We start from the raw sequence: 18,284 nt of genomic DNA, 5'->3' as shown, positions 1-18,284 counted from the left end.
TGTGAGGCAACGGTTCGGACAGGACTAGTGCCTACGCGCTCGCCGAGTCTTCAGGCATAGCTTCGTCGCCATATTGACCAGCTCCGGCAGTGAGTCCGCGTCCATCTTTTGCATCACTTTGCCGCGGTGGATCTTCACGGTGATCTCGCTAATGCCGAGTTCTCCGCCTATCTGTTTGTTCAGAAGACCGGAAACCACCAGCATCATCACTTCCCGCTCGCGGCGTGTGAGCGTCGAGTAGGCGGCCTGGAGCGCACGCAGTTCGATCTGGCTGTCGATTGCGGCCCGGCTGCGCTCAACGGCGTCTTCAATGGCTTGCAACAGCAAGCCGTCGTCGAATGGTTTGGTCAGGAACTCGACGGCTCCCGCCTTCATGGCCTGCACTGTCATCGGCACGTCTGCCTGGCCCGTGATGAAAATGATCGGCATGTCCGCCCGGTCCAATGCCATCTGCTTCTGCAGATCCAACCCGTTTACGCCGGGAAGAGACACGTCGAGTATCAGGCAGGTGGGCGCAACGACATACGGGTACGCCAGAAATTGCTCCGCGGAAGCGAAAATCTGCGCTCGCAAGCCCGCACTGCGCAGCAGCAATTCCAGAGAATCCCGAACGGAGATATCGTCGTCCACGACGAAAACAATCGGTGCGGCCTGCGAACCATTCGACGACACGGTATCCAGACCTCCTCTCATTCCGGTCACGTCACCTCTCCATGTACGCCGAGGCATCAATGCATCGTCATATGCGATGCACCAACATCAAGCCAAGGAACGGCATTCATCGTAATTCAAATCGCAAGGGGTTTCTATTGGACTGGGCAAGCATTCGACACGGCGATATCCGCCCTGATGACTCAAGGTAAAAAAACTGAATCCTTATCGCCGGTCATTCGATTCTCCTCATCCCGCCCCACGAAGCGGACTGGAATGTGAATTTCAAATTCGAAATAGTGCGCGATGCAACGTCCCATGCCGTCGGCCGCGAAGAAACGAGCACGCGATATTTGACTCGCTTGTCGACAATACAGACAGATAGTTAACCTGTTCAAATCCGGATCGGTAACGAATGCCAAGGCATTGCTGCGAGGAATGCACCGCGAGGAATCGCATCGAAGCGATCTGAATTCGACACCAAGGTATTATCGACGGCCCGCATAACATGCGGCACTCTTCTCCAAATAACAATTCATTGGAACCCGGAAAGTGGTTCGAACGTCCATCGGACAGTTTTCGACGTGCCATTTTTTCCGTAAATCATTCGACTCTCGTTCATACCATGATTCGCAGCGAATATTCACGGCAAGCTCAATTCCTATTGGAGAAGACATCATGAGATCAACGCATCCGCTAACGGTGCTTTTCGCCTGCCTTCTGACTTTCGCCGGCACACCCGACGCCACCGCGCAGCAACCCAACGCTGCCGCTGGCGAGGCAACCCAGACCAAACCCAGTGCCCCTCAAGAGTTCAGGATCACACGTGTCACTCCCGAATACTGGCGCGTGACGATCGATCATCCGCCGTTCAACATCTTCGGGCCGGAATCCATTCCGATGCTCACTAGCGTCGTCACCCAGATCGAGAACGATCCGAAGGTCAAAGTCGTCGTATTCGACAGTGCGGTACCCGGATTCTTCCTGACGCACTACGATTTCGTTCCGCCGCTCGAAGCCACTACCAGCATGCCCGCCGGCCCTACTGGCCTGCCCCCGCTGCCTGACGCGCTAGTGCGCCTGAGCAAGGCCAATGTGGTGACGATTGCCGAGATCCGCGGCCGGGCGACGGGTGTGGGCAGCGAGCTTGCGCTTGCGTCCGACATGCGCTTTGCCAGCAGCGAGAAGGCGGTACTGTCGCAATTCGAAATCGGCGCCGGCTTCACGCCCGGGGGTGGCCCGATGGCGCGGCTGCCCCGCCTGGTAGGCCGGGGCCGTGCGCTGGAAATCCTGCTGAGCGGCAATGACATCCCCGCGGACCTCGCGGAGCGTTATGGCTACGTCAATCGTGCGCTGCCTGATGCCGAGATCGACAAGTTTGTCGATGCACTCGCGCGCCGGATCGCATCGTTCGACAAACAGACCATTGCCGATATCAAGCAAACCGTCAATGCAACCTCTCTGCCTGCCGACAAGGAACTGAGCGCGGAGTGGAACTCGTTCATTACCTCGGTTCAACGCCCGGCTGCGCAGCACGATATCAAGGCCTTGATGAATTCTGGATTGCAGAAGAACCCCGAGGTCGAAAGACACCTTGCCAGATACACGGGCATCGTCAGTCAACAGACCGACAAACCCTAGCCGCCACGGCAATCGCACGGCGGCAGCCCCAGCAGCGATCGGAAACCGGTTGCTGCTGGGCCGTCGGACTCACTGCATGTGTCACTATCTCGCCAGGCATTCGCGTCGCTCAGCCTGCCGCAATATTCGCCGCAATACCCGGATCGAAATCGAACTCGAGCCGAATCCCGCTGGGCTCGTACACCATCGTGTGACGCTTCGGACCACGCCCAAGATTTTGCGGCGCGAATTCGACCACGACGCCCGGCCACCCGGCAACCCGCGCGAAAATTTCATCGAGTGCCACCGCACTGTGTACGCGCAGCGCGAGGTGATGCAGGCCGACATTCGTCTTGCGGTCAAACTCGACACGCTCCGCCTGCCGCGGGACTTCCCATAGCGTGAGCAGCACGTGCCCGTCAGAGACGAATACGGCCGGATAGTCGGGCCGTGCACCGACTTGCGTCCATCCGAGGCAATCAACGAAAAAGCCGACTGTGATGCTGAGGTTGCGAACCGTCAGGCCAATATGGTCGATGCCGACGGTCAATGGCTGAACCCGCTCCTGCTCGCTCATTCAGATATCTCCTGCCAATATCCTGCCGCGCCCGCTCAATCGAAATCGGTCGATTGTGTCAGCGCACGCCATTTGCCGAGTTCGCGCTCCAGAGTTTTCAGGTGAATGTCCATCACGCGCCGGGCATCGTTACCCAGCAGCAGATGCGTCGGCGGTTCAGGCGCATCCACGATATGCAGGATGGCCCGCGCTGCCTTGGCCGGATCACCCGCCTGACTACCGCTATATTCCTGCCGTCGCTGGCGCACCGGATCGAATATCGCATCGTAGTCCGCGATAGTGCGCCCGGTGCGAATCATCGAGCGCCCTGCCCAGTCGGTACGGAAAGAGCCCGGAGCGACCGCGGTCACGCGGATTCCGAGATCCCTGACTTCCTTCGCCAGGGAATCGCTAATGCCTTCAAGCGCAAATTTACTGCCGCTGTAATAGCTGATACCGGCCATTCCCGCATGACCCGCCATCGACGTGATGTTGATAATGTGACCACTGCGCCGGCTGCGCATGCCCGGCAACACGGCCTTGATCATCGCCACCGCACCGAATACGTTGACTTCGAACTGGCGAATCAGCTCGCTGAGCGGAGATTCTTCGAGCACACCCTCGTGACCGTAGCCGGCATTGTTGATCAGTACGTCTATCGGCCCCCACTCTTTTTCCACCATTCGCACAGTGGGTTTCACCGCATCGAAATTCCGGACGTCCAGAATCACGGCCCTGGTAGCCGCCGGATGCAGCGCTTCGAACGCGGCGCGATCTTCCTCGCGCCGCACGGTACCCACCACACGGTGCCCTGCCCGCACGGCCGCCTCGGAAAAAGCACGGCCGAAACCACTGCTGACGCCTGTAATCAGAAACAATGTGCCGGTGTTCTTCATGATCGGACTCCACGTCGCTCCGTCCATGCGCATGCATGGCAGCCAGGCATAACCTGTTTGCGCTTACTCTATGGCTACCGTGCAATCCGATAAACAGTACGTCTGGTACGAGTGCTTATACATGATGTAAGTATTCCGGCCGCCTGCGATTCGTGCGTAGCTCCCGTGCGGGGGGCCGGCCGAATGCCTCATGGTTCAGAACATCCGCAAGCCGAACAAACCGGCAACACTCTGACGTGCCAGCCATGCTGCGCCCCTGGCGCCGCCGCGAAGGTCACTTCGCCGTCGGCATCGCGAATTCCGCGCCCTTCTCGATGCTTTCCGGCCAGCGCTGCATGATCGACTTCTGCTTCGTATAGAAGCGCACACCTTCCTCGCCATACGCATGTGCATCGCCGAACAGACTGCGCTTCCAGCCACCGAAACCATGCCACGCCATCGGAACCGGAATCGGCACGTTGATGCCGACCATGCCGATCTCGATGCGGCGCCCGAATTCGCGGGCAATATGGCCGTCGCGCGTAAAGCATGACACGCCGTTACCGAGTTCATGTGCGTTGATCAGATCGACGGCTTCCGCGAAATCCTTGACACGTACACATGAGAGAACCGGGCCGAAGATTTCTTCCTTGTAGATACGCATCTCGGGGGTCACGTGATCGAACAGCGTGCCACCCGTGAAGAAGCCGTTTTCATGGCCCGGCACTTTCAGGCCGCGGCCATCGACCACGAGCTGAGCGCCCTCCTTCACGCCGAGCTCGATGTATCCCTCGATGCGCTCCAGCGCCTGGCGCGTCACCACCGGTCCCATTTGCGCATCGTGCTCCATGCCGTTCTTGACGATCAGGCTGCGCACACGCTGGACGACTCGCGCAATGATCCTGTCGGCCACGTCGCCAACCAGCACCGCGACAGAAACGGCCATGCAGCGCTCACCGGCCGACCCGTACGCAGCGCCGATCAGAGCATCGACCGCCTTGTCGAGATCGGCATCCGGCATCACGACCATGTGGTTCTTCGCGCCGCCGAGCGCCTGCACACGCTTGCCGCGCTTCGCACCGGTCTCGTAGATGTAGTTCGCGATCGGCGTGGACCCGACAAAGCTCACGGCCTTGACCGCCGGATGCGCGAGCAGCGCGTCGACGACCGTCTTGTCACCCTGCACCACGTTGAACACGCCGTCCGGCAGACCCGCTTCCTTCAGCAGCCCGGCCATGAACAACGACGCGGACGGATCACGTTCGCTCGGCTTCAGGATGAAGCAGTTGCCGGCTGCGATCGCGATCGGAAACATCCAGCACGGCACCATGCAGGGGAAGTTGAACGGCGTGATGCCCGCCACGACGCCGAGCGGCTGGCGTACGGTCCAATTGTCCATGCCGGTGGAGACCTGCTCGGTGTAGTTGCCCTTGAGCAACTGCGGAATGCCGCAGGCAAATTCGATCACGTCGATACCGCGGGCGACCTCGCCTTGCGCGTCCGAGAACACTTTGCCATGCTCGGCGGTGATGATCGCTGCGAGATCGTCAAGGTGCCGGTTCATCAGTTCGAGAAAGCGCAACAGCACACGCGCACGGCGGATCGGCGGCGTGTTGCTCCAGTTGGGGAATGCGGCCTTCGCACTCGCTACCGCGGCTTCGACATCGGCGGATTCGCCAAGCAGCAACGTACGCGCTTTGGTGCCCGTCGCCGGATTGAAGACAGGCTGCGTGCGCGAAGCGCTGCCACGCACACGTTCTCCCTGAATGAAATGGCCGACATCGGTGCTGTCCTCGAATGCTTTCATCTTCAGTTCTCCTTTACGACGATTGGCGATGAATCGAGTCTAAGAGACAGAAATGCCACGCGAAAGTCACGGAACGCTAAACACAATTGTTCACTTGTGGAAAGAATCCTGATTCAGGCATCGGACGTGCAATTCAACGGCGTCTCGCTCGACAATCATGCGAATCCGGCGACAAGCTCCGCTACCCGCTCGGCCGCGGGCACGATACGCGTGATCTTTCCCACACCCTGCCCTGCGTAGAGCGACAGTTTGCGCGCAAGGCGCGGCTGATCGATTGCACGCGCGCCACCGCCCATGAAGCGCAGCAGGTTCCACTTGTCCCGGTTCGGAATCACACGGTGCGGCGTGCCGTAGGTCCAGCCGTACGAATATCCGGTCCGGTATTCCGTGTCGTCCACCGTGGCTTCGACGATCCTCTGCTTATAGAGCGGATGCGCAATCGATTCCTCTGTCGCAACGAACGCCGTGCCGACGAGCACGCCCGATGCGCCGAGTGCCATCGCCACCCGTACGTCGTCTCGCGTCGTAATGCCGCCCGCCGCCAGCACGTGCCGCCCCTGCGCGATCTCGCGGATAGCGGGCAACAATGCCGTCAAGCCGATCGTGCCGCGGTTCATGTGTCCGCCACTTTCACTGCCTTGCGCCGTGATGATGTCCGCGCCGCATGCTATTGCCTTACGCGCGAGTTCGACCGTGCCCACCTGGACCATGACGACCATGCCGGCCTCTTTGGCGCGAGGAATGATATTGGCGGCACAGGCTTCGGCGTAGAACAGCGACAGGAGCTTCGGCCTCTGTTCGAGAAGAATCTGAAACTGGGCCTCGAATACGGCTGGCCCACCGAATTGCGGAACGAGATTCACGCCGAAGGGCCGGTCCGTCAGTTCCCGGGTTTGCTCAATCCATTTGCGCAGCGCCAGCGGCGGCAGCCTCAACCCACCGAGAATTCCCATGCCGCCGGCATTACACACCGCGCCGACGAGACCTGGCCCCGAAAGCGCGGCCATGCCGGCCAGAAAGACAGGATACCGCACGCCGCACAGGCGCTCGACCGTGTGCTCGCCAAACTGCGGTTCGATCGGGTTCACGGCGTCAAAGCTCCACGTGTTTGCCAAGCATCCGCTTTAGTGCGTCATTCTTCAAAACGAAATGATTTTTGAGCGCGCCAAACATATGCAGCGCCAATCCGAGAAGAAACGCGGTTGCGCCCAATCTGAACAGGAAGACCACGACATGCTGCACCTGCGGGCCAGGCTCGATAAGAGCAGGCATGACATACCCTCCCGGCAACGCAACAACCTCTCCGGCGGCCGACTTCTCGAGCCAGCCGGCGATAGGTAGCAGCACCATCGCCAACGCCAGGGCAACCGCCACAGAACGGCTGACCATCACTTCGACCGGATTCGGCGTGCCGACCGGCAGCGGATGAAAGGACGACAGACGCGCCCACAGTCGATAGATCGAGATCAGAAACAGCACGGTGGCGAGAAGGTTCTGCCACGGCTCCAGGTGCATTCGTTGCGCGTGATCTCCTGTCCGGGAAATAACGATCGCCATTCCGATGATCGAAAATAGCAGGATCGCGACGATCCAGTGCAGTGCGATCGTGACAGAAGAAAAGCGAAGACCATTGTCCCGCAATTGCATGCTCTGTCTCCCGGTTTGTTTCGGCCAATAGGGGGCACGACTTACGACCGATCAGATCGACTCCCCATGAGCGGACGCGCGGCTGCAAACAGACACGATCTGTTTTGATGAATCAGAGAGCCCCACGAGACAGCTCGCCCGCTGTCATGTCGAGTTGCAAATCAGAGTATTCGGTCAGCAGCGTAGCGCCTTTCCCTATTCGTGGCACCAGGGACACCTCGGATCGCCGACATGAATCATCATCATTGTTGACCCGGTCGACAAATAAGATTTGACTGGCTGGCCTCTTCTCCAGCCGCGACGGTCCCGCACCAAACCCAAACCCCGACCAGTTCCCGGCTATCGTTTCGCCTTTATCGTTTCGCCCTGCCTCGGCCTGGCTTGCCCACCGCGCGCCGATTCGTCAGCACCGTGGCCTGCTCCATCAGAAACTCCACAAATACCCGTACGCGCGACGGCAACAAGCGACCATGCGGATACATCAGACTGATGGGGCGCGACCTTCCCGCAAATGCCTGAAGAACTTCAACCAGCGTGCCGTCGGCCAGGTCCTTCTCGGCGACGAAGCGATAGGTCTGGAACAATCCCGCACCGGCTCTCGCCAGCGTGACGCCAGCCAGTACGTCTTCGGAGCACAGGTAGTGGCCTTTCGCGGAAAGCACCTCCCGCTCCTCTCCCCTCTCCATGAATAGCCAGGAAATCCGCCGGCCGCTGCTGGGCAGATCGAACTGGATGCACTCGTGCTGCTCCAGATCCTCCAGCGTCCGTGGCAGCCCCGCCCGCTGCAAGTAGGCGGGACTCGCGACGACCACCAGCCCCGCGTCTTCGAGATGGCGCGAAACCAGCGTCGAGTCGGGCTGCCCACGAAACCGGATCGCAACATCGAAGTTCTCCTCATGGAAGTCGATGTTGCGATTGCCTATGTGGATTTCGAATTTAAGGAGCGGAAACTTCTCCTGCAGCCTGGGCAGCAGCGGCAATAGCCGGTAGTGCCCATAGGTCGTGGGGGCGCTGATGCGGATGGTGCCGGACGGCTGCGCCTGCTCGCCCATGATCTTGCGTTCGGCCTCGACCAGTTGATTGAGAGCGGCACGGCTCTGCTCGAAGTATTCCCTGCCGCCCTCGGTCAGGCGGATGCTGCGCGTGGAGCGCACGAACAGGCGTACGCCGAGGCGCTTTTCCAGACGCGAGATCGAACGGCTCACGGCCGCGGGCGTCACCCCCGCCGCGTTGGCGGCGGCGGTAAAGCTACCTGCTTCGGCCGCGAGGCAAAACAGCTCGATGCTGCCGAGCAGAACGTCGTCGAATTGCCGCTGCATAGTCGTTCCCTTATGTGACTAGACAAATTTGGTCACCCCCATTGTTTGGGCAGCGTTGCAGAAATATAGCCGTTTTGCCGTAGCGACTCCCGAAGAAGAGATCGCTAGCTTCATTAGCGGCGAGGAAAAGGCAGAGGCGGGCTGACAGGAGAAAGCCGTTTCTTCTCGAAGAAGAAAGGCTCAAGCAGGGCACGATCTTCTCGAAGACGGCCAATTGGGCGGGCCACGTGGTTCACGTGACTCACGTAGTTCATGATGGCGGGCAGAGATCCGCACTCGCGACGCGGCGCTCAAACGCACCGCCCGTCACATCGACACCACCCAGTATTTCACCGATGCGGGGAGCGGGAAGCGATCGCGTTCTGACTGATGATTTTCGCAATCTCGTCATTGGCCTGCGCGCCGTACTGCTCGAAAACATCCGTGCTATAGGTCGTGTTATGCGCGGCGGCCAGTTCCTTGCCGGAATCGTCGTGCGTATCGGCATCGACGTCCATCGACAGGCCGATACGCAGCGGATGCGCGTCGAGTTCGCGCGGGTCGAGCTCGATGCGAACCGGCAGACGCTGCACGATCTTGATCCAGTTGCCCGTTGCGTTCTGCGCCGGCAGCGTGGCGAAGGCACTGCCCGTGCCCGCAGAAAAGCCTTCGATCCGCCCGTGATACTTGACGCTCGAACCGTAAACGTCGGCACTCAGCGTGACAGGCTGGCCGATACGCATGCGCCTGAGCTGGACCTCCTTGAAGTTCGCGTCCACCCACACGCCGTCGAGCGGCACTACCGCCATCAACGGCGTGCCCGGCGACACACGCTGGCCGACCTGAACGTGACGCTGCGCCACATAGCCCGTCACCGGCGCCGGCAGCGTATCGCGCGCGTAGGCGAGCCACGCGTCCCGCACTTTCGATGCGGCGGCCTGCACGTCGGGATGCTGTTCGAGCGTCGTGCGATCGGTCAGCGCGCGATTCGCTTCGGCCTGCTGACGCGCCGCGTCGAGCGCGGCCTGCGCGACATTCACGGTATCCCGGGCATGGGCGATGTCCTCGGCGGAAACAGCGCCCGTGTTCGCGACGGCCATGCGCCGACGCAGATCGTCGTTGGCACGCACAAGGTCGGATTCGCGTTGCGCCACGTTCGCCGCATAGAAGTCGTTGTTCACGTACAGGCCGCTCACGCGGCGCACGGTCTGACCAAGCGCCGCTTCCGCATTCCCGAGCGCGATCCTGGCATCGGCTGGGTCCAGCGTGACCACCGGATCGCCCGCCTTCACGATCTGCGTGTCGTCGGCATTGACGGCGATGACCGTGCCCGAGACCTGCGGCGTCAATTGCACGAGATTGCCGCTGACATAGGCGTCGTCGGTGGATTCGTGATAGCGGCCATCCGTGTAGTAGTACGCAGCATAGGCGGCTCCCGCTATCACGACTGCCGCCGCGAGCAGGACAAGCAGTTTGCGGCGGCTCGGCGGCGTGGCGTTCCCGCTGTTGCGGGCGGCGGGCGCTTGCGCGCCGCCGGTGTCATCGCCGCCGTGATCGGCGGACTCGCTCCTGGGCGTGACGGTTTCGCTCATTTCTTTTCTCCCTACGGATTTCCGTACGTGTCGTTCAATGCCTGGCGATGGCGGCCTCGGTCGGCCCGGCGGTCATATCCTCGCTGCGCACGGCGTCGGCGGATGTGTCGATATATCCGCCCCCCAATGCCGCGGCCAGTTCGATCTGCCGGTCGCGGCGGCTCATCTTCAGATCGGCGACGGACTGTTCGGCATTCAGTGCCGTAACGTCGGCATTGAGCACGGTCAACTGGTTGGTAAGACCGACCTTGTACTGGGTAATCGCGAGCTTGTCGGCGTCCTCGGCAGATTGCCGCGTGGCCTCGGCCTCGACCAGTTGCGCGTCGCTCGAACGGATTTGCGCAAGCTGCGTGGCGACGTCCGAAAGCGCATGAATCAGCGTCTGGTTATAGGCTGCCACCGCGTAGTCGAACTCGGCGTAACGGCCTCGCAACTTCGCGCGCAGTGCTCCCGCGTCGAAGATCGGCAGATGGATCGCCGGCCCCACCGAAATCGTCCGGCTCTGGGCATTGAGAAATTCGCCGAAGCCGAACGCGTCGAAGCCGATCGCCGCGCTCAGATTGATGTCCGGATAGAACTCGGCCTTCGTCTCTTTCACCTCGTGCGTGATCGCATCGACGCGCCAGCGTGCCGCGACGATGTCCGGGCGCCGGCTCAACAGATCGGCGGGCAGGTTGTCCGGCAGGCGCACTGCGTCGCCGGCGTCGAGAGCCGGCCGCGCAATTGCCTGCCCGCGGTCCGGCCCTCGGCCCATCAGCGCGGCCAGTTGATAACGTGTCGTCAGAATGTTGCCGTCGAGCACGGCGAGACTGCCGCGGCTCGAAGTCAGATTCGCCTGCGCGGTCTTGCGCTCCACTTCCGTATCGAGGCCCGTCGCAATACGGGCTGCCGTGATGCGGTCGATCTGCTCACGATGCTCGACTTCCCTTTGCGCGATATCGCGCAATGCATAGAGGCGAGCGAGATCGTTGTAGGTACGTGCGATCGCGGTGCTCAGCGTGAGCTTGACCATTTCGTCGTCGGCCTCGCTTGCTCGCTGTTGCGACACGGCGGCTTTGAATGCCTCGCGGTTCTTACCCCATAGATCGAGGTCGTACGAAGCGCTCAGCAAACCCTTGTTTTCGGTTTGCCATCCGCCTCGATACGGCAGCGGAATCACCGTGCTGCCGCTGAATTCCTGACGGGTCAGCGAGTAGTCCGCGTCGACGCGCGGCAACGTGCCCGCCTTCGCGCTCTGGCTATAAGCCTGCGCCTCGACGACCCGCGCGCGGGCCTCGTCGATCGACGGGTTGCCTTGCAGTGCTTCGGCAATCAGCGCTTTCAACTGGGCATCGCCGAACTGGTCTGCCCAATCGGCAGCCGGCCAGCGACCCTGTTCGGCCGGCAGACTGCTCGCCGTCTCGAACTGTTCCGGCCGGGCAATCTGCTTGTCGCTATGGATGCCCGCATAGTTGACACACGCCGACAGCATCGCCGCTAAAAGTACCGATACGCCCAGCTTCGACACCCTTGTGCCGATAGCGACGTGCCGGATTGAGAAATGGCTCATGTCACGCTCCTCGGGGTTCAGTGACCACCGGCAGCGGCGGCACCCGCCCCCGCGCCTCTCGCCGGTTTCGTTACCCAGATCAACGGGATGATGAGGATAAAGATCACGGCCGAGATCCAGAAGATGTCGTTCAGGCCAAGCATCGTGGCTTGCGCGTTGAGCGAAGCTTCGTAAAAGGCCAGCGCTTTGGGCGTGCTGGCATTAAGCGTCGTCTCCAGATGAGCGATGGCTTCGCCGAAGATCGGGTTGTCCACGCTCGTTTGCTCCGTGAGCCGCGCATGATGGAGAATCGTCCGGTCGTTCCAGCCGTTGCTCAGCAGCGAGGTGCCCACCGCGCCGGCGAAAATGCGCACGAAATTGGACAGGCCCGCCGCCGCCGGAATCTTCTCGGCCGGCAGCCCCGACAGGATGATGGCCGTGAGCGGCGTGAAGAACAGCGCGGTCGGGATGCCCTGCAGCAGCGTCGGCAGCACCAGCGTGTAGGGGTCGACGCCGGTCGTATAGCGCGAACGCATGAAGAACACGCCCGCGAATCCGATGAAGGCCATCGTTGCAAGCACCCGCATGTCGGAGCGCGGCATGATCTTGCCCAGTACGGGCGCCATGATCACGGCGAAGATGCCCAGCGGAGCCGTTACGAGTCCCGCGTCCACGGCGCGATAGCCGAGCGACCCCTGAATCCATTGCGGCAGGATTACCAGATTCGAGAAGAAGATCGCATAGGCCACCGAAATGGCGATGGTCCCACCGAGGAAATTGCGTTCGGCAAAGAGCCGCAAATCGACGATCGGCTTCTCCTCGGTAAGCTCCCAGATGATGAAGAACAGAAAGCTGACCAACGCGACGATCGAGAGAATCCAGATCACCGGCGAGTTGAACCAGTCGAGATCCTTACCCTTGTCGAGCATGATCTGCAGCGACGCGACCCACGCGATCAGCGAGATGAGCCCGACTTTGTCGATCGGCAGCTTGCGCGTCGGTGTCTCGCGATCCTTATAGATCGACCAGATCACTGCGGCGGCGAAAAGACCCACCGGGACGTTGATATAGAAAATCCACGACCAGCTATAGCTGTCGGTGATCCAGCCACCAAGAGCCGGTCCCGCGATCGGTCCGACCGTGGCGGTCATAGCCCACAACGATAAGGCACTCGAACTCTTTTCCTTCGGAAACGACGCCAGCAGCAACGCCTGCGACAACGGCACCAGGGGCCCCGCCACCGCGCCCTGCACCACCCGTGCAACCAGCAGCGTCAACAGGTTCGGCGCCAGCCCGCACGCCGCCGACGCCAGTACGAACAGCAGGATGGCCCCGACGAACAGCTTGACCTGACCGATGCGTTGCGTGAGCCAGCCGGTCAGCGGAATCGACACGGCATTGGCCGCCGCAAACAGTGTGATGACCCATGTTCCCTCGTCGACCGACACGCCGAGGTTGCCTGACAGCGTAGGAATCGCGACATTCGCGATCGACGAATCGAGTACGTTCATGAACGTGGCGAGCGCCACGGCGAATGTACCGAGTGCGAACCTTGCGCCGGTCAGGCGCACCGGCGCGCCCGGGGCGGTCGGGGAATTCATGCTGTGTTCTCCAGTCGTGATTCGAAGCACCTGTCCGTCGACGCGAATCGCCGTTTCCCGATTAACACGACAATCACTACGCATTCCTCAGTGAATGGCGGAGAGCCGCATCGCATTCACGGTTCCTGCATTGAGATCATCCGCTCGCTGACTGTCTTGCAAAGGGAATGGACATTGACCCCTTTCCTGAAACGGATCACTGCATCAGCGCTTATCGATCCGCTCCGGACAGAACGTAGATTACTTGAAATACACCGGTCGAATTATTGACGGCAAGTATCAATACTTGTTCATCTCAGGCTGATTCCAGTGCGTGCCGATCGTGTGTAACCTGTGCTCGCAAAGCCAGCCTGATCTTGCTGCCCGAAATACGTGAGGACTCGCTCGCACCTGCAATGCGCGAGCCGGTCCACGCAGTCGCTTCGAAGTCGGCACCGTTCGCGACCCGGGCCGCACAACCGTTGGACAACCTTGACACCAGGAGCTTGCGATGCCGCTCGATACCGTGCTCTATACCGCCCATGCCACTGCCACGGGAGGCCGCGACGGACGCGCGGTGGTTCCCGAAGGCGGCTTGAACCTCAAACTGAGCATGCCGAAAGAACTCGGCGGCAAGGGGGGAGAAGGAACGAATCCGGAACAGCTGTTCGCCGCGGGCTACAGCGCGTGCTTTATCGGCGCGATACGATTCGTGGGTCAACGCGACAGGATTGCCATTCCCGCCGACGTCTCGATCAGCGCCAGCGTCGGCGTGGGTCTGATTCCGAACGGCTTCGGCATCGAGGTCGAGCTGAAGGTGTCGTTGCCTGGCATGGCGCGAGAACAGGCGCGTCGGCTGATCGAGAAAGCGCACGCCGTTTGCCCGTATTCGAACGCCACCCGCAACAACATCGATGTGACACTCACGCTCGTCGACGCGCCGGTCTTGCGGGAACAGGCTGGCTACCCGCAAATGCGGGAGCCAGCATTTTTCATGGGCCGAAGCATGAATCGCGGCAGAAGTTGCCACATGAGTCGCCACATAAGCCACCGCGCGCCGCCGCGATGCCCGCCTCGCTCACTAGCCGCCAAACCGTTGCAGTTGCGCGATGGTTTCCTTCATCTCGCGCTCCAGTTGCGCGAACAGTTCGGCGGCCGGCAGCGAGCGCGCCAGCGCGGCCGCCTGCCCGGCCCATTGCGCGCCAAAGCCGAATTCGCCCTGCGCCTTTGCGGCGGCGTGCAACGCCTTACCGGCATCATAGGCGATCGGGTAATCGGGAGCACGCGGCGCGCCCGGGTCACTGCCCAGTTCCGTGAAGCGATTCACCATGCTTCTCGCAACACGTCCGGAAATCGCCCTGGTCAAGGTCGTGCGGCGTGCGGCATCGCTGAGCAGCGTACGCCGATAGCCGTCGTCGATCGAGGTTTCGGGGCAGGCCACGAAGGCCGTACCGAGCAGGGCCGCCTGCGCGCCCAGCGCAAGCACGGCGGCAATCCCCGCTCCATCGATAATGCCGCCCGAAGCGATGACCGGCAGCGGAACGTTCCTGACCAGAAGCCGGGTCAGCGCGACCGTGCCCAGTTGATCGTCCAAGGCGTCGGGATCGAAGACGCCCCGATGCCCGCCCGCCTCGATACCTTGCGCGACGATCGCATCGACACCCGATGCGGCGACCTGTGCGCCTTCGTTCAGATTCGTTGCCGCGCCGAGCAGCCTGATGCCCGCCCCCTTCAATTCGCCGATGACGTCCGAAGACGGCAAGCCAAAGTGGAAACTGACCACGGCCGGTTTCTCTTCGAGAAAGACCTCAAGCATTGCGGCGTCTTCGACAAAGCTCGTGTAAATCTCCGCGAGCGATGCGGGTGCCGTCGCGCCGTACTTCTCGAACTGCGGCGCAAGCCAGTTCAGCCATACGCGCTCGCGCTCGGGGTCGGCCTGTGCCGGCTGATGGCAGAATACGTTGACGTTGAACGGTTTGTCGGTCAGCTCACGCGTCTGCCTGATCGCCTTGCGCGCGCCCTCGGCATTCATCGCACCGACGCCCAGCGAGCCGAGCCCGCCCGCGTTCGACACGGCCGCGGCGAGCGCGGGCGTGCTTACGCCGGCCATCGGCGCCTGCACGATCGGCTTGCTGATTCCCAGCAAAGGCAGTAATGCCCGATTTAATACCCGATTGTCAGTATCGCTGCTCATTTGTCTTCCTGTTCAAAACGATTGCGTACGGATGAAGCATCGCGCCGGAGCCTGATCACCATGTTCATTTTCGCGCAGGCAGCCGTCAACCCGATCGCGAGAACAATACTCTTTACATCATGGAAACTATATCGTTGCAACGTCGAATGAGCGAATGCAGCGCAGCACGCCGTCATGCCGCGGCCAGTATCGGCTGCTCGCGCGGATTGGGTCGTGCGATCGGCGCAATCGGCGCAACCAGCCCTTCGCTGCTCACGGCGCTTTCCACACGGAAAAACTCGATGCAGAAGTTCACGAAGGTCCGCAGGCGCGCGGAAAGCATGTCGCGATGCGCGTAAAACAGGCAGATGTCCACTTCGCTATCCAGCACCGAACAGTGCGGCAGGACCGGCACGAGGCATCCCGACTTGAGGTCGTCCTGAACCATCATCTCGGGCAGCACGGCGATTCCCGCGCCGGCAAGCGCGGCTGCGCGCAGATACTGCTCGTCGCCGGTCATCGAAGAGCTCGCCGGGATCTTGATGCGCTTGCCGTCTTCGAGCAACCGGATCGCGTGGCCGCCGAGTCGGGACGACGCCACGTTGAGCAGCAGAAAGCGTTTCTCGAGGCCGCACGCGCGCTCGGGTGCGCCGTATTTGTCGAGATACCCGGGCGAGGCCACGAGCATCCCCGGAGAAATCGACAGGGTTCTCCGGATAACGGTCGGCTGCTCGATAAGGTGCGACGGGAAGATAGCCATGTCGATACGACCGGCGGAGAGATTGACCGCGCTATTTTGCACGGCAACGGTCAGACTCACGTTAGGCGACATATCGCGGTAGCTCGTTACGAGCCGCGACAGCGTCGAACTCGCGAGCCCCGGATGCACGACGAGGTTCAGCCTGCCAGAATCCGCTTCCCGCGCGTTCGTGATACGCCGATTGGCCTCATCCATTTCCTCCAGCATGCGGCAGCACGTTTCGTAGTAAGGCCGCGCCTCCTCCGTGAGGATCACCGAGCGCGTCGTACGATGGAAAAGTCGTAGATGTACGTCCCTTTCAAGCCTCAGGATGATCCTCGACACGGCCCCGGTCGTCACACCGAGCGACTGAGCCGCCTTGCTGAAGCTTTGTTTTTCCGCGACCAGAACGAACGCTCTGAATTTGTTGAACTGATCCATCACCGTCCTCCTATCTCGAGGCTTGCTTCGCTCGCACTACGCTCAGGCGTTCAGCGTGCCCGCATGCCGTCCGCCGCGTTTCGGCTCGATGCCTGAGCATCCCTCCGGCCTTCGCCAACTGGTTGCCGTTCGTTGTCAGCATGGTAGGCGGCTTGCCGTCCACGCGGTATGACACCTTAGCCTGATGCGGGGGGATACTTTCGGATACCGTAAGGCCGCCTCAAGGCACATCGAGAATGGTCGCCAGCAGATTGGACAAGGCGCCTGGATCAACGGGCTTGCTGTAGACAGCGACGACCCCTGCGCTATTGAGCATCGCCTCGACGCTGCAGGTCGGGAACGCCGTAATGAAAATGGTGGGGATGACATAACCGAGGGCAATGAGCCGCTCGTGCAACTCCGTTCCGCTCAGGCCCGGCATCCTGACGTCCGTAATCAGGCAGGCGATCTCGCCGAGCCGGTTCGACTGGAGCAGTTCGATTGCCGAAGCGAACTCGTGCACGCTGCGCCCTCTTGCGCGCAGAAAGCTCCGCAGCGCTTTTCTGACGTCCCTGTCGTCGTCCACGATGGCAATAGTCGGATTCGTTTGCGTGCCCATGCGATCGCTGCCTGCAAAGTAGGTGGCCCGGTCTGACTTCTTAGACTCGCCGGCGCAATTCAAAACCTAACTCGCACCGCGACGAATGGAAAGGCTACGAAAGTATCCCCCGGTGTGCGTCAGGTATGCGTCCAGGTTCGGCATGTGGCGCGCCGATGAACTCGAACCGGCAAGCCCTGCCGCCCAAGCTCCCTATTTGCACGCATCGTTCCGGCACGCGCGAATGGGGAGCGTATTACAATGCGTTCACAATGCATTCGCAGCTTGCTCGGCGACCGTCACCGATCATGTCGCTCCGCCCTATTTTCATAAGGACAGCCGCGGCGCTTCGTGCCGACCCGTTCGCCGGGTCATGCCGACGTGTCAGCCGCGGTCGATGTCGCTCAGAGCCTGACGTCTTCGAAGAGGCATGTTCAACATGTATTCGCACGAATCCGCCACTGCCATATCAAGCGCGCCGGACCCGATCGTCTACGTGATCGACGACGACGAATCCATCCGCCGTGCGCTCAGCAATCTGTTCCGATCGGTCGGGCTTTCCGCCAGGACATTCGCTACGTGTCGGGACTTTCTCGCGTGCTCGCCCCCGAGTGTGCCGAGCTGCATGATTCTCGATGTCAGGCTGCGCGGAGAAAACGGCCTGGAGTTCCAGGCCGCGATGAACGACAGAGGGATGCACATGCCCGTCGTGGTCATCACCGCTCACGGCGATATCGAAATGACCGTGAGGGCGATGAAGGCTGGCGCAACGGACTTCCTCTCCAAGCCGTACCGCGATCAGGACCTGCTCGATGCCGTGTCGCACGCGCTCGCGAAGGATCGGGACAGGATCTCGGCCGAGCAGGCACTCGGTCCGCTGCGCGCAGCTTATGACAGTCTTACGCCGCGCGAACGTGAAGTGGTGGAGCTCGTTCTCACGGGTTTGCTGAACAAGCAGATCGCGTCGATAATCCGCGTCAGCGAAGTCACCGTCAAAAAGCATCGGCGCCAGGCGATGCAGAAGTTGTCCGCGCGTTCGGCGGTGGACCTGGTCTGCAAGGTCCGCTTGCTGGGCATCGAGCCGCGGGGATCGGCGATCGGGCCGTAGCATGCCGGCCGTCGAGCGCCCCGCCTTATCTTGTCGCGTTGCACGAATCAGCCCGAGCCCGCCCGCCAGGCTGAGCCGGCAGGTCTACGGTG

General features: G+C 61.4%; 15 protein-coding genes and 2 pseudogenes. 3 read left to right on the top strand and 14 right to left on the bottom strand.

Translation table 11 applies throughout. From position 1 onward, the window contains the following. Positions 1–24: 24 nt before the first annotated feature. The gene (locus F3J19_RS03585) at positions 25–693 is read right to left on the bottom strand and encodes a response regulator (RefSeq protein WP_167038019.1); all 669 of its coding nucleotides are present in this window, start codon (positions 691–693) and stop codon (positions 25–27) included. A gap of 636 nt (positions 694–1,329) precedes the next feature. Between F3J19_RS03585 and F3J19_RS03580 the strand changes: the two genes are divergently transcribed. Next, positions 1,330–2,292: an enoyl-CoA hydratase/isomerase family protein gene (locus F3J19_RS03580; protein ID WP_167037724.1), complete on the top strand. Its 963-nt coding sequence runs from the start codon at positions 1,330–1,332 to the stop codon at positions 2,290–2,292. 109 nt (positions 2,293–2,401) lie between these two features. Here F3J19_RS03580 and F3J19_RS03575 read toward each other — a convergent pair whose 3' ends face one another. The 9 genes from F3J19_RS03575 to F3J19_RS03535 all read right to left on the bottom strand — a co-directional run bounded on the left by F3J19_RS03575 (position 2,402) and on the right by F3J19_RS03535 (position 13,175). After that, positions 2,402–2,848 carry a VOC family protein gene (locus tag F3J19_RS03575; protein WP_167037717.1) on the bottom strand — a complete coding sequence of 149 codons (447 nt, stop codon included), beginning with the start codon at positions 2,846–2,848 and terminating at the stop codon, positions 2,402–2,404. Positions 2,849–2,883: 35 nt separating this feature from the next. Further along, positions 2,884–3,723: an oxidoreductase gene (locus F3J19_RS03570; RefSeq protein ID WP_167037714.1), complete on the bottom strand. Its 840-nt coding sequence runs from the start codon at positions 3,721–3,723 to the stop codon at positions 2,884–2,886. Between the two features lie 274 nt (positions 3,724–3,997). Then, positions 3,998–5,509: a CoA-acylating methylmalonate-semialdehyde dehydrogenase gene (locus tag F3J19_RS03565; protein WP_167037711.1), complete on the bottom strand. Its 1,512-nt coding sequence runs from the start codon at positions 5,507–5,509 to the stop codon at positions 3,998–4,000. A gap of 155 nt (positions 5,510–5,664) precedes the next feature. Beyond that, complete coding sequence (locus F3J19_RS03560; RefSeq protein ID WP_345889826.1) at positions 5,665–6,597, bottom strand: nitronate monooxygenase; 933 nt, start codon at positions 6,595–6,597, stop codon at positions 5,665–5,667. A gap of 4 nt (positions 6,598–6,601) precedes the next feature. After that, on the bottom strand, positions 6,602–7,156 hold the full coding sequence (locus F3J19_RS03555) for a cytochrome b/b6 domain-containing protein (RefSeq protein WP_167037708.1): 555 nt from the start codon (positions 7,154–7,156) through the stop codon (positions 6,602–6,604). 353 nt (positions 7,157–7,509) lie between these two features. After that, positions 7,510–8,475, bottom strand: a complete 966-nt coding sequence (locus F3J19_RS03550; RefSeq protein ID WP_167037705.1) for a LysR family transcriptional regulator — start codon at positions 8,473–8,475, stop codon at positions 7,510–7,512. Positions 8,476–8,804: 329 nt separating this feature from the next. Then, a complete protein-coding gene (locus F3J19_RS03545) occupies positions 8,805–10,046 on the bottom strand; it encodes an HlyD family efflux transporter periplasmic adaptor subunit (RefSeq protein WP_167037701.1) in 1,242 nt (413 codons plus the stop codon). Between the two features lie 34 nt (positions 10,047–10,080). Further along, positions 10,081–11,595 (bottom strand): efflux transporter outer membrane subunit, encoded by a 1,515-nt coding sequence (locus F3J19_RS03540; protein WP_167037698.1) that lies wholly within the window; start codon positions 11,593–11,595, stop codon positions 10,081–10,083. A 17-nt stretch (positions 11,596–11,612) separates the two neighbouring features. Further along, entirely contained in the window at positions 11,613–13,175 is a 1,563-nt protein-coding gene (locus tag F3J19_RS03535; RefSeq protein ID WP_167037695.1) for a DHA2 family efflux MFS transporter permease subunit, read from the bottom strand. Positions 13,176–13,665: 490 nt separating this feature from the next. Here F3J19_RS03535 and F3J19_RS03530 point away from each other — a divergent pair. Then, positions 13,666–14,088: pseudogene (locus F3J19_RS03530) on the top strand (organic hydroperoxide resistance protein); the annotation flags it as partial. A gap of 147 nt (positions 14,089–14,235) precedes the next feature. On the opposite strand, the gene F3J19_RS03525 reads toward F3J19_RS03530, so the two are convergent. The 4 genes and pseudogenes from F3J19_RS03525 to F3J19_RS03515 form a co-directional block, all read right to left on the bottom strand. Further along, on the bottom strand, positions 14,236–15,348 hold the full coding sequence (locus tag F3J19_RS03525; RefSeq protein ID WP_167037692.1) for a nitronate monooxygenase: 1,113 nt from the start codon (positions 15,346–15,348) through the stop codon (positions 14,236–14,238). Between the two features lie 172 nt (positions 15,349–15,520). Next, positions 15,521–16,282, bottom strand: coding sequence for a LysR substrate-binding domain-containing protein (locus F3J19_RS03520; RefSeq protein ID WP_240158721.1), 762 nt, complete (start codon positions 16,280–16,282; stop codon positions 15,521–15,523). A gap of 48 nt (positions 16,283–16,330) precedes the next feature. Next, positions 16,331–16,507: pseudogene (locus F3J19_RS32505) on the bottom strand (LysR family transcriptional regulator); the annotation flags it as partial. Positions 16,508–16,727: 220 nt separating this feature from the next. Continuing rightward, the gene (locus F3J19_RS03515; protein WP_167037686.1) at positions 16,728–17,105 is read right to left on the bottom strand and encodes a response regulator; all 378 of its coding nucleotides are present in this window, start codon (positions 17,103–17,105) and stop codon (positions 16,728–16,730) included. Positions 17,106–17,523: 418 nt separating this feature from the next. On the opposite strand from F3J19_RS03515, the gene F3J19_RS03510 reads away from it, so the two are divergent. After that, positions 17,524–18,192, top strand: coding sequence for a response regulator (locus F3J19_RS03510; RefSeq protein ID WP_167037682.1), 669 nt, complete (start codon positions 17,524–17,526; stop codon positions 18,190–18,192). The last annotated feature ends 92 nt before the right edge of the window (positions 18,193–18,284 follow it).

Origin of the sequence: Burkholderia sp. Ax-1724 (genome assembly GCF_011752995.1) — a bacterium.
GTDB lineage: Bacteria > Pseudomonadota > Gammaproteobacteria > Burkholderiales > Burkholderiaceae > Paraburkholderia.
The sequence above is the reverse complement of the archived record's forward strand: the minus strand, read 5'-3'. Positions and strand labels throughout refer to the sequence as shown.